Origin of the sequence: Paenibacillus cymbidii (assembly GCF_004764705.1) — a bacterium.
In the GTDB taxonomy this organism is placed as follows: domain Bacteria; phylum Bacillota; class Bacilli; order Paenibacillales; family NBRC-103111; genus Paenibacillus_AN; species Paenibacillus_AN cymbidii.
The window spans coordinates 1-12,537 of the sequence record NZ_SHLX01000061.1 but is presented as its reverse complement, the minus strand read 5'-3'; the positions used below and the strand labels follow the sequence as shown (position 1 = coordinate 12,537).

The 12,537-nt window shown below is 57.6% G+C and carries 9 protein-coding genes; 1 reads left to right on the top strand and 8 read right to left on the bottom strand.

All coding sequences use genetic code 11. The annotated features are described in order from the left end of the window. From EXY20_RS38385 to leuC, 8 genes are all read right to left on the bottom strand, one after another. Positions 1 to 1,780 (bottom strand): dynamin family protein (locus EXY20_RS38385; protein ID WP_207671413.1); only part of this gene is annotated, 1,780 nt, incomplete at its 3' end. Positions 1,781 to 1,847: 67 nt separating this feature from the next. Beyond that, positions 1,848 to 2,120 carry an NAD/NADP transhydrogenase alpha subunit gene (locus EXY20_RS38380; protein ID WP_135557739.1) on the bottom strand — a complete coding sequence of 91 codons (273 nt, stop codon included), beginning with the start codon at positions 2,118 to 2,120 and terminating at the stop codon, positions 1,848 to 1,850. Next, the gene (gene nth, locus EXY20_RS38375) at positions 2,117 to 2,836 is read right to left on the bottom strand and encodes an endonuclease III (protein WP_135557738.1); all 720 of its coding nucleotides are present in this window, start codon (positions 2,834 to 2,836) and stop codon (positions 2,117 to 2,119) included. Before nth ends, EXY20_RS38380 begins: the two co-directional genes overlap by 4 nt. A gap of 416 nt (positions 2,837 to 3,252) precedes the next feature. Further along, positions 3,253 to 6,009 carry an S-layer homology domain-containing protein gene (locus EXY20_RS38370; protein WP_135557737.1) on the bottom strand — a complete coding sequence of 919 codons (2,757 nt, stop codon included), beginning with the start codon at positions 6,007 to 6,009 and terminating at the stop codon, positions 3,253 to 3,255. A 38-nt stretch (positions 6,010 to 6,047) separates the two neighbouring features. Next, the gene (locus EXY20_RS38365; protein WP_135557736.1) at positions 6,048 to 6,620 is read right to left on the bottom strand and encodes a GerMN domain-containing protein; all 573 of its coding nucleotides are present in this window, start codon (positions 6,618 to 6,620) and stop codon (positions 6,048 to 6,050) included. 40 nt (positions 6,621 to 6,660) lie between these two features. Continuing rightward, positions 6,661 to 8,160: an N-acetylmuramoyl-L-alanine amidase family protein gene (locus EXY20_RS38360; RefSeq protein WP_135557735.1), complete on the bottom strand. Its 1,500-nt coding sequence runs from the start codon at positions 8,158 to 8,160 to the stop codon at positions 6,661 to 6,663. 607 nt (positions 8,161 to 8,767) lie between these two features. Further along, positions 8,768 to 9,376, bottom strand: a complete 609-nt coding sequence (gene leuD, locus EXY20_RS38355) for a 3-isopropylmalate dehydratase small subunit (protein ID WP_135557734.1) — start codon at positions 9,374 to 9,376, stop codon at positions 8,768 to 8,770. 61 nt (positions 9,377 to 9,437) lie between these two features. Further along, positions 9,438 to 10,841, bottom strand: coding sequence for a 3-isopropylmalate dehydratase large subunit (leuC, locus tag EXY20_RS38350; protein ID WP_135557733.1), 1,404 nt, complete (start codon positions 10,839 to 10,841; stop codon positions 9,438 to 9,440). A gap of 521 nt (positions 10,842 to 11,362) precedes the next feature. On the opposite strand from leuC, the gene EXY20_RS38345 reads away from it, so the two are divergent. Next, positions 11,363 to 12,277 carry a LysR family transcriptional regulator gene (locus EXY20_RS38345; RefSeq protein WP_135557732.1) on the top strand — a complete coding sequence of 305 codons (915 nt, stop codon included), beginning with the start codon at positions 11,363 to 11,365 and terminating at the stop codon, positions 12,275 to 12,277. Positions 12,278 to 12,537 lie beyond the last annotated feature (260 nt).

Here is a 12,537-nt window from a genome sequence, read left to right as displayed (position 1 = left end):
GCGCTTCCGGCGCGGCGGCGGCGCTTTGCGCCGGCTGCGGCCGTGCCGGCGCCGCTTGTGCCGCCGGCGCAGCCGGAGCGGCATAGCCGCCGAGCGGCGGCATAGCCGGCGGCTCGGCCGCGAACGCGGCGGCGCTTTGCAAGAGCGCCTGCTCGTAGCGGCGCTCCTGCTCGGCCATGGCGGCCAGCCGCTCGGCGGCGGCCAGACGGCCGTCCAGCGCGGCGAGCTGCGCCGTCAGCCGCTCGGCTTCGCCGCCGCCGGCGGCTTCCACGTCCGCCGCGAGCGACTCGATCGCGCTCCACATCGCCCGGCGCGCGTTCGCTTTGACGTCCGCCGCCACCTGCTTCATATAATTGAGCGTGTATTCGCCATTAAAGCCGGCGCCGGGACTTACTTCGCCGGCCAGCCAGTCGGCGGACACTTCGATGCGTACGCTGTCGATCAGCGCCTGGTAGTTTGGCGTCGGCAAACCGACCGATTCGACCGCCTTGCGCGCGAAGTCGGTCAAATGCCATTCCAGCTGCGCCCGCACGCCTTCGGCGAAGTCGGCGTGAAACGCCGCCAGCCGCGTTTCGATTTCTTTGGCCGTTTGCGCCGCGCGGCCGAACAGCCCAATCTTGAAGCCGGGCTTGCGGCTTTGCAAATAATGGTGCGCCGCATCGCGCGTCGCCGCCGGCGTTATGTTGGCGTTGTCGATGATGCCGCCGGCATCGCGCTTCCACGCGGCCGCCAGCGTGTCGCCGCGCTGCCGCGCTTCCTGCAGCCGCTGCGCCAAACGCTCGCGCTCGCCGGCCAGCCGGTCGCGCTGCGCCATCGGAGTCTCCGCTTCGGCGCCGGCAGACGCGGCTTCGCCGCCCTCCTCCGCGCCGGCTTCTACCGCAGCCGCTTGAGCTTCCTCCGGCGCATGGGTCGGCGCAGCCGCTTCCCGCAGCCGCTCCTTCTCCGCGGCGCCGCGCTCCTGCACCGTACGCGCATGATCTTCGATCAGTTGGCGCACGGAGCGGTCGACGCTCCACGCCCGCAGCGAGTCGCCAACCCGCATCAATTGCTTCAGCAGCCAGAGCAGCTTGCCCCATTCGTCGAACGGGTGTTCCGGCTTGCGTACCGACGTATATAAAATGCCTTCCGGACGTATATGCCAATTGGCAAACGATTGCTCGACGCTTTCGCGAAACGCGCCGAAGCCGATTTCGCGATCGTTGTGCTTGTCGATCTGGTTCACAATCAAATAAAGCGGCTTGCCCCAATCCTGCAACCGCTTCGTAAACGCGAAGTTGTGCTCCGACTGGACATGGTTGTAATCCATCACATAAAACACGACGTCGGCCAAATGCAACGCCGATTCGGTAGCGAGCCGGTGCGCGCCGTCGGTCGAATCGATCCCCGGGGTGTCGAGCAGCGCGGCAGCGTCGCCGAGCAGCGGAATCGGGTACGTAATGGCAATCGACTCGATCGATTGCCCGTCTTTGCAGTATTCTTCCAGTTGGTCCGGATCGACCGTTTCCGTTTTGCCGCTTTCGCGGACAATTCGCGCCGACGGCGCGCCGCCCGAAATCGTGACGACGTTAGCGCTCGTCGGAATCGGGCTGGACGGCAGCAGCGGATGGCCGCACAGCTTGTTGATCAGGCTCGATTTCCCTGCCGAGAAGTGGCCGCAGAAAGCGATTTGCAGCAAACCGCCTTCCCGCTTGCGCAGCACCTGCTGCAGCTTGCCGGCATTGCGTTCGTCCCCCGCTTCCGTCATCGTTTGTACAATGTGATCCATCGTCTGCACACTCATGCTCCATTCTCCCCATACAAGCTAATTCCGTTATTACGCAAAAAAAGAAACCGGATTTCTCCGGCTTCTAGTGTAGCACATTTTCTTTTTCCGGAATAAAAATTTCGAACACTTCGCCGTGCTGCAAAATCGTAATATCCCGGTCTTTCACTTTCATCACGACGACGTCCGGGCGCGTTCTCATCCGGTCCAAATAGTTGTCCGGCACTTCGCCCGATTCGCTGATCACAACGCCTTCGATGACTTTCTCTTCGTTTTCCGCCAGCGGCGTGTTCATCACCGTTTCATAAATATCGGAAAAAAGCTCGAAGTTTTTCGTGTACACTGCAATGCATTTCATGCCATCCCATCCTTTAATCGTCTTTTCTCGTTCGCTTTCGGCTTCGCGACGCTTTCCTTAGATTTCCTACTATCCGCCGATTTCATACGCCGTTTGCCTTCCGGGCATCGGTCCAGCAGCGGGCACACGGGGCATGACGGATTTTGCGCCTTGCAATGGTAACGGCCGAAAAAAATGAGCCGATGATGGGTCAACGTCCATTCCTCGCGCGGAACGAGCTCCATCAGCTTGCGTTCGACTTCGAGCACCGTGTCGTCCGGGGCGGCGATGCCAAGCCGCTTGGATACGCGTTCGACATGCGTGTCGACTGCGATCGCCGGAACGCCAAAAGCGTTCGAAACGACAACATTCGCCGTTTTTCTGCCGACGCCGGGCAGCTTGACCAAATCTTCGTGCCGCGAAGGGATTTCCCCGTCGAATTGCTCCAGCACCATACGGCACAACTCGCGTATATGCTTCGCCTTATTGCGGAATAAGCCGATTCGCTTGATATCCTGCTCCAACTCGTAGGTCGTGACGGACAAGTAGTCTTCCGGCTTGCGGTACTTGCGAAACAACGACTCCGTCACCTTGTTCACGGTTTCGTCCGTGCATTGCGCCGAAAGCAGCACCGCAATCGTCAACTCGAACGGATTGGCATGATTCAATTCGCAATGCGCGTCCGGGAACATGTCGCCGAGCGCGTCCAGCACTTCCCGCATACGTTTGCGGTTCATTCGGGAGACGCCCACCTCTTCCCATCGATTGCGTCTGTTCGCCGCGTAAGGTTCAGTTTAACGAATATTTACCCATTTTTCAACCAAGAAACTCGCAAATCGTGAACATTTTGTAGCAATCTTTCTCGACCGACTGCCGGCGACAAATGAAAAACGTCTGCAAAAGCGAAGCGTTTGGCTTCCCCTTTACAGACGCTTGTCCCATGCGAAAGTTTCAGCTTTCGCAACATTTTTTTCTCACTACATTGGAATTCATATGTTTCCGGGTCTAACGGAAAAGTTAAATTCTAATTGGCGATAAAACCTACCTCTGCCGGGGTCCCCACAAAGTAATCGGACTTGCTTCGAAGCAACTCGTCACTTTGAGGGGTGGGATAGCGGTCGCTCATCTTCGAATTGCTTCGATAGAGGTTTTCTCACAACTTCTCCATCTCGATAATTTTGCCATCGATCGTATAAATGCGCACCCAATCGGGCGATACGAGCGAATTCAGCGCCAGCGGGCTTGTTCCCGCATGAAGATAACTGTCTTCATGGAACATAAACAGCGACTGGTCGCCAAGATTGGAGATCAGCAGCTTCACTTCGCCGGTCGCCGCGTTGTAGGACGAAAACCCGCGCTCGGTCACCGCTGCGACCGTCACCATGTAGCCGCCGTCCGGCATCGCCGCAAGCTCCACACGCTCTTCCGGCTTCACCGTCAGCAGCGAAGTCGACAATGCCCCGTTGCGGTACACATTCGCCTTCGCCCCGACTGCGACGGATACGGCGATGCCGTCCGCCTGCTGCACCGACAAGCTGGAGCCGTCCGGAGCGATCGCCAGCACCTTGCCGCGGACGGAAACGACGCTGGCGACCTTGCCGATCGTTTTGCCTACGAAAGTCGCATGAATCGATTCATCCAGCGGCAAGTCGGCCAGCGCGGCATCCTGCTTGTCCGGAGTCGTCAGACTGACGTCATCGGACAACGTATATTCGAAGCGAACGCCGAGCTCGTTTTTGGCGACGATTTTGCCGGCGGCGGCGTCTTTGCCCACGAGCCGCAGCATGACCGTCTTTTCCAGCTGCAGCGACGTTACGGCGTCCTGTGCGGCCGACAGCTTCGCCAGCACCTTGTCTCCGGCGGCAAAGCTGGCCAAGGAGGCGAGCGGCGCATTCGGAATTTCCAGCAGCGGCTGGGCAGCCAGCTTCAGCTTGATCGTCTGCCCGTCGCCCATCGTCAGCGACAATTCGCTCGTCTTGGCATTGATCGCCGCGATCGTTCCTTCGTATTGCGACGCCAGCTGCACCTTGATGATCTTGTTCTCCTTAGTGACGAACAAGTCAAGCTTCTTCCCTTTGGCGTATATGCTGTCGAGCGTCGCGCCTGCAGGAGCTTCTTCGCCGTCTTCGCCGATGACGACGGAATCGTCCGTCAGCTTGTACGTGGACAACTGCCCGTTCTCCGTAACGGTAACGGCGCTTTCTTCCGGAATGAAGCCTTTTATCTCTCCCGAATAGACATGGCGTACGGTGCGGCTGAGCACGGCAATTTTCGTGACGTTATCGTCGTCGTCAAGCGTCAGCTTCAGTTCGTCGCCGTCGTACAAATCGTCGAGCGTGGCCGACGCGACGCCCGGGATCGAAATGGGCAAGTTGTCGGCGAGGAAATAAGCGCTCAGCTTTTTGTTCGCCGTTTGGATCGTCAGCGACATCCCGTCATGCTGGTAATAATGACCCGTTGCCGTAATTTCCACGTTCATCTTGACCACGTCTACCGTTACGATTTCACCGGATTCCACGACATAAACAATCTTATCGCCCGTGTGAAGTTCGGCCAGTCCGGCAAGCTTCTTGTCCTTGTACGTCAATTCCGCGTCCGCCGCAAGCGGGAACGTGCCAAGCGTACCGTCCTCGTCCATCGTGCCCAGCTTGCCGCCCGCCGCGTCGATCGTCTGTACGATGCCTTCGGCCGTTTTGTTGACGGGTTTCTCTTTAATAATGATTTGCGAATATTGCGTTCCGCCGCCAAATGTCGTCCGTCTGAGCTCGATGACGCTGTTCCGTTCGAGGTCGATCAGGCTGGAGCCGATACCGTCGTTGTCGAGAATGGCCACGCCTTCAATAAAGCCGTACGACTTGATTTCGCCGTCAACTTTCAATTTGATTTGCAGCGTTTGGAGATCGATGCTGTCGTACACGCCGGTTACGGTTTCCCACTGCGCGTCTTCCTTGGTCATTTCCACGTAATAAGCGATGCCGTTGTTTTGCAGGATATACACTTGGCTATACAGCTTGATGTCGGAAGCGGCTTTTTTGTCCTTGTCGGAGGCGGCGGTAAAGTAAGACACATCGCCTGCCAGCGAATACGCCGTTTTTTTGCCGTCTGCGTCGACGATGCTGATCGAACTGCTCGAATATTCGGTGACGACACCCACGCGCACACGCGGCGATGGCGTGTCCAGATACGTTTCCGCACGGCTCATGAACGTCGCCATCTGCGCCCGCGTCACGGGATCTTTCGGCTTGAACACGTTGCCGTCGAAGCCTTCGACGATATGCAGCTCCACCGCCTTGTTGATGAAGCCTTTGGCCCAGGCCGAAATTTGGCTGCCGTCGGCAAACGTCACCGCCGCATTCGCGAGCTGCTCCGCTTCGCTCTGCAAGCCCAGCATACGAATCACGACTTTCGCTACCCATTCGCGGCTTGCCGGACGGTTGCCCCAGCCTTTGCCTTCCAGCTTGCCGTTGTCCGTCTCTTCCTGGAAATTCAGCAGCTGTTTCTGCTGCGCTTCAATAATGTAAGGCAACGCGTCCGGCCGAACTTCCAGCGGCGGAAGCGTGTAGCTTTCGGTTTTGATCTGCTGCGCCTCGGGTTCGAGCCCCATCATGCGAATCGCCATTATGATGACGTCCTGCTGCGACACCTGGTTGTCCGGATTGAAGCGTCCCGTCTCGTCGCCTTGCACGATGCCTTCCACAGCCAGCTTCGTAATGTGTTTGATGCCCCAGTAGGTCGACGCCACGTCCGGAAACCCGGTTTTCAGCGATGCGCCCGTTGCGCTCGTCACGCTGGTTGCGGGTGATGGATTGGCCGCGCTGCCAGGGGTCGTTTCGGCGTATGCCGCCCCTCCCGAAATCATTGAAGCAGCCAGCAAGACGACAAACGCTTTTTTAGTCGGTGTAATCCCCATGCAGGTTCAAATTCCCCTTCCGGCCGGTCGGCCTGTTATCAACGCGCGAATGGGTGAGGCAAATCCATATGGCCCATCAGACTTTCCGTTTTTTTGCCGCCGACGAGCACGTCGAACGTTTTCAGTTCCTCGAATTGAAACATCGTTTTGCGCAGCGCATCGAGCAGCAGCTGTTCTCCCGGTGCGCCGAGCCTGCCCGTATCTTCGACTTTGACATCCAGGGTCAAATTGCCGCTCTCCGCTTTGGCCGACAGCAGCGCAACCCCAGCGAGCAGCGCAACTTGCTTGCTGTCCGGGCTCTGCCGCAGCGCGTTGAACGCGGCTTCGTACTTGGCCGCATCCGCCCCGTATCGGATCGTCGTTTCTTGCTCGACCAGCTTCATTGCGTCCAGATCGCCATAATACACGCGGATGGACTTACTCGTCAGCTGCGGCGACGGCGACGCTTGCGGCGACGCTTGCGCCGGGGAAGGAGCGGTTGTTGCGACCGGAGACGACGAGGCTTCCGCGCCTCGTTTCGTTTGCTTGTCCGTGCCGCAACCTGCCGCAGCGGTCAAACAAACGGCGGCAACGAGTACGGCGCAGGCGGTTTTCGTCAAGTTCTTGCGCATGGGTGAGCGACCTCCTATCGAAAACGAATCCGTTGTCCGGTTACGGGATGTGCAAATATTCCTTGATGCCTTGGGCAATGGCGGCGGCGACTTTGTTCTGGAACGCTTCGGTGAACATCATGGCTTCTTCGGCCGGATTGGACAAGTAGCCGATTTCGCACAGGATGGCCGGCATGTTCGTATTTTTGGTGACGCGGAAATCGGCTGTTCGCACCCCTCGATCGGGATTGCCGGAGGCGGCGACGATTTTGCCGTGCATGAGCTTGGCGAGCGCCAGGCTGTCGCTGCGCGTATAGTACGTTTCCACGCCGCGGATGTTGCTATTGTATTTGTTGCCGTGAACGGAGACGAACAGCGTTGCGTTCCAGTCGTTGGCGATTTTCACCCGGTCGTCCAACTCGACGAACGTATCGTCGCTGCGCGTCAGTTTCAAGTCGATCAGCGATTCCTTTTCCAAAATCGCGGCGATTTTGGTCACCATGGCCAGGTTAAAGTTTTTCTCCAGCTTCTTCGTCACGGAGACGGCGCCCGAATCGCCATCGCCGTGTCCGGCGTCGAGCACAACCTTGTATCTGGCTTGCTTGAGCGAAATAATCAATTCGCCGGGTTTCTTCGAATCTACTAAATTATAGTCTATTTTTTTATTCAGGTCGACCACGACACGAATGGTAGGCGGTTCGTTGCTGAACGTCGCGTACCGCAGCTTGGCGACATCCGGATGCACCGACGCCACTTCGCCCTCGTTGCCTTTCTTGAGTTCGGTCAGCGCCGGACTCAGTTCGGCATAAGGCAAGTCGATCACGAGCCGGTCCGGATTCGACAAATAAAAGAAGTTCGGCGTGATCGTTTCGCTCAGCTGCACAATAATTTGATCGGCCGTCGTTTTGATCGACTGTACTTGCGCCAGCTTTCCCGATGCAGGAGATTGGCCGGGCGAAACGCTTGCTCCGGGGCTTGGCGACTTGGATGACACAGGCGTTGGCGTCGACGACGGCGACCCCGATGCTCCCGGCTGCGGTGTGGCTGAAGGCGACAAGGTCGGCTTCGGCGTTGGCGCGGCGGACGGCGAAGGCGAAACGCTCGCCGGCGGCAGCGTCACAGACGGCAGCTCGACCGCTTGCCGGAACAACGACACCGACTTGGTCAAATCGTCCCAATTCACCTTTAACCCGAATTCCTGGGAAACGAAGCGGACGGGAACGAGCGTGACGTCGTTTTCGATGACGGGGGCCACGTCAAGCACGTATTTGACTTTGCCTACGTAGGCGTCGGTTCTTCCTATGTATAGTTGGATCGTAGTATCTTCCTTGACCAGCGTCACTTTGCGCTCTTTGTCGTCCCAGGAAACTTTGGCGCCAAGCTCTTGCGTGACCAGACGTACGGGAACGATGATGTTGCCGTCAACGTTGCGGGGCGGCGCTTCCGGTTGCAACCGTTTTCCATTCAGGAACAGCTGAACGGCATCGTCGGCGGATGAAACATTCGGCAAGGCAATGAGCAGGCAAACGACCGTGAACAAGGCAAAAACCAGCTTTTTCATGCATGCACCTCTGAGGTAGAATTTTGCTTATGGCTTCTGTCCGGCAGCGGTTTATGGATGCTTGTGCGGATCGGGGAAAAATGAGTAAATACGACTTGAGCGGCCATGGAGGCGACGTTTCGACATGTTTCCACGTTTCATTAGACGCCCGTCCCCCCGAAAAGTTGCACAATTGAGCCGATTTTTCCAGTTGCGCTTGTCACGCCCCCGTTTCGATAAGAAACCCTTTTGAAAAAAGCCATGATTGAGCCAGTCGATTAACGCCGAATACCTACGGGAAAGTACATAGAGAGCCGCATATCGTGCATATAATCAAAAAATCATCCAGAATATGCCGCGTCCGCACCAAATTCATCGATTATGGTCGAAAAATCATCCAGAATGAATGAACCGTGTCCGCACCAAATCCATCGATTACGGTCGAAAAACCATCCAGAAAGAGCGGCACCCGCCCCAATCCAACAATTATGATCGAAAAATCGGATTAAATAAGCAATGCGGACAATGGAGTTGCCGATTAGCTGCCCGAAACCTGCGGAAACCGCAAAAAACAGCCGCACGGCGATGAATGCCCCATGCGGCCGTTCTGTTGAAGCGACGTGTGCGCTTAAGCCTGGTAAGCGAGACGGCTGGCGTGTTTCGCCTCGTAAGCGGAGATATCCGCTTCGTGCTGCAGCGTCAGGCCGATATCGTCGAGCCCGAGCAGCAGAAACTGGCGGCGATGCTCGTCAAGATCGAAAGCGATGTTCAGACCGTAGTCGTCGACAATCGTCTTCGCTTCCAGATCGACAGTCAGCTTGTAGCCTTCATGCTTCGCCGTGCGCTGGAACAGCTCTTCCACCTGCTCCTCCGACAGCTTGATCGGCAGAATGCCGTTTTTGAAGCAGTTGTTGTAGAAGATGTCGGCATACGATGGCGCGATGACCACCTGGAAGCCGTAATCCTGAATCGCCCACGGCGCATGCTCGCGCGAGGAACCGCAGCCGAAGTTGGCGCGGGAGATGAGCACCGAGGCGCCTTGGTAGCGCGGTTTGTTCGGCTCGAAATTCGGGTTGACATTGCCTTGCTCGTCGAACCGCCATTCGAAGAACAGGAACTGGCCGAAGCCGGTCCGTTCGATCCGTTTCAGAAACTGTTTCGGTATGATCGCGTCGGTATCCACGTTGACGCGGTCAACGGGAGCGACGATGCCGGTATGCTGCTTGAATGCTTGCACGTGCGCTTCACTCCTTCTATAATTGGCTTTCGCCCGGCTGCGGCCTGCCGCCGTGCGATGCTTAGTTGAACTGCCACTCGCGAACGTCGGTGAAATGCCCTTCGATCGCCGCTGCCGCCGCCATTGCCGGCGACACGAGATGCGTCCGTCCGCCGCGGCCCTGGCGGCCTTCGAAGTTGCGGTTGGACGTAGACGCGCAGCGTTGCCCCGGGCTGAGCACGTCCGGATTCATCGCCAGACACATGCTGCAGCCGGCCTCGCGCCACTCGAAGCCCGCTTCGGTGAAGATCCGGTCAAGCCCTTCCTTCTCGGCTTGCAGCTTCACCCGGCCCGATCCCGGTACGACGATGGCGGTCACGCGGGAATCGACCTTATGGCCTTTGGCGACCGCCGCCGCGGCGCGCAAATCTTCGATCCGGCCGTTCGTGCACGAGCCGATGAAGACATAGTCGACAGCCAAATCGCTCATTGGCGTGCCCGGCGTCAAGCCCATATACTCGAGCGCCTTTTCGGCGGCTTTGCGTTCGTTTTCGGTGGTAAAGCTTTGCGGATCCGGAACGGCCGCATTGATGTTCGTGCCCATGCCGGGGCTGGTGCCCCAGGTCACTTGCGGAATGAGCGAATCGGCGTCGAATTCGACGACCCAGTCGTAAGTCGCGCCTTCGTCGGTCGTCAGCTTCTTCCACTCTTCCACGGCTGCGTCGTATGCTGCGCCCTGCGGCACATATTGGCGGCCGCGCAAGTAGTCGAACGTCGTTTCGTCCGGCGCGATCAATCCGGCGCGCGCGCCGCCTTCGATCGACATGTTGCACACGGTCATGCGCTCTTCCATCGACAGGCCGCGGATCGCTTCGCCGGTATACTCGATGACATATCCGGTGGCAAAATCGGTGCCGTATTTGGCAATAACGCCGAGAATCAAATCTTTGGCCGTTACGCCCGGACGAAGTTTGCCGTTGATGCGCACTTCCAGCGTTTTCGCTTTGGCTTGCTGCAAGCATTGCGTCGCCAGCACGTGTTCGACTTCGCTCGTGCCGATCCCGAACGCCAGCGCGCCGAACGCGCCGTGCGTCGATGTATGGCTGTCGCCGCAAACAATCGTTTTGCCCGGGTGCGTCAGGCCGATTTCCGGACCCATGACGTGCACGACGCCTTGGTCGATATTGTTCAGGTCGAACAGCGTCACGCCGAAATCGGCGCAGTTTTTGGACAAGGTGTCGATCTGCTGCTTCGAAATCGGATCGGTAATGTTGAACCGGTCCTTCGTCGGAACATTGTGGTCCATCGTCGCGAACGTCAGGTCAGGACGGCGCACCTTGCGTCCCGAGAGCCGCAGCCCTTCGAACGCTTGCGGGCTCGTTACTTCGTGCACCAGCTGCAGGTCAATATAGATGATGCTCGGTTTGCCCGCTTCCTGGTAAATCACGTGATTGTCCCAAATCTTTTCGAACATCGTTTTTGCCATCGTGGTTCCCGCCTTTTCCCCATTATTGCGTTGAATCTTGATAACATTGTAAGCCAGATTAGAATGATTTTATAGTAGCATTTCTTTCTTCATTGTTCCAAGATATAATATCTATAGCATTGATAGGAATGTACTATAGAGAAACCTTCTTTGCGAGGCCTTTCGAAGATCGGCGACCTCCAATCCGTCCAGGACGGCGACTTGGGAGAAATAGGCCATAAAAAGTGGCTTATATGCTCAATTTCGCCTTTCTCGCCGGAAATAGCCAGTGAAAATACTGGTTATTTTGCGCCAAACGGTCACAATCCGGGCAGATTGACACGAATAGCCAGTGAAATCACTGGCTATTTCGGGGGCATGGCCCATATTCGATGAAATTGGCCATAAAAAATGGCTTATTTCGCAAGCTGCTTCCTGTCCCGCGCGCTAACCTGGCACCATTCGGAGATTGGCAGCCCGGACAGCCGGCTTATTTCGGCGGCGTGGCCCGACGCCGTCTTCATCGTTCGAGGAGGTGCCCTATGGAACTGCGGCAACTGCAATACGCGCTGCAAATCGCCCGGGAAAAAAACTTCTCCCGCGCCGCGGAGAAACTGCATATCGCCCAGCCGTCGCTCAGCCAGCAGCTGGCGAAGCTGGAGAAAGACATCGGCGTGCTGCTGTTCCAGCGCACGACGAATTCGGTCGAGCTGACGCACGCCGGCTCCGTGTTCGTCGACAAAGCGCAGCAAATCATCGACATGGTCGGGCAGCTGAAGCGCGAGATGGAAGACATTTCGCAAATGCGCAAAGGCAAGCTCGTCGTCGGCAGCCTGCCGATTACGGGCTCGCATATTTTGCCGCTCGTGCTGCCCGTGTTTCAGGCAACGTACCCCGAAATCGAAATTGCGCTCGTCGAGGATTCGACCGCCCATCTCGAGAAGCTGGCGATGAACGGCCAGACGGACATCGCGCTGCTGACGCTCCCCGTCGACGAGCCGTCGCTCGCTTACCAGCCGCTCATCCGCGAGGAAATCGAGCTGGCGCTGCCTGCATCGCATCCGCTCGCCGCGAGCGGAGGGCCTGACGATGAGGTCGACATCGGCAAGCTGCAAGACGAACCGTTCATCGTACTCAAAAAAGGGCAAGGCTTCCGGCAAATTACGACGCAGCTATGCCGTGATGCAGGCTTCGATCCGCGCGTCGTATTCGAAAGCAGCAACATTGAAACGGTGCAGTCGCTCGTCGCCGCCGGCATGGGCATCGCGTTCGTGCCAAGCATGGTGTCCCGCGCGCCCGGCACGCCGTTCGCCCCTGTATATCGGGCGCTGAACGGCAGGCCGCATCGCACGATTGTCATCGCCTACCGCAAAGACCGCTATTTGTCCAAAGCGGCGGAGGCGTTCATCGCAACGATGCTGAGCGTCGTGCGCAGCGGGGGCGATGAACACAGCTAGCGAATGTTTCCTGCGCTGCAGCGCCCGTCGCTGCCCCTTGCAGTTTGTTTAGCGCATGTTGCATGCGCTGCAGAGTCCGTCGCTGCCCCTTGCAGCGCGTTTAGCGCATGTTTCATGCGCTGCAGCGTGTTTAGTGAATTTAGACTAGAAAGTAGACACACTGTAACAGCGACCTGATACAATACAAACAAACGAAAGGTCGAGGTGTGTCATGGGAAATATCCGCCAACATTTTGATGAGGAGTTCAAACGCCAAACGA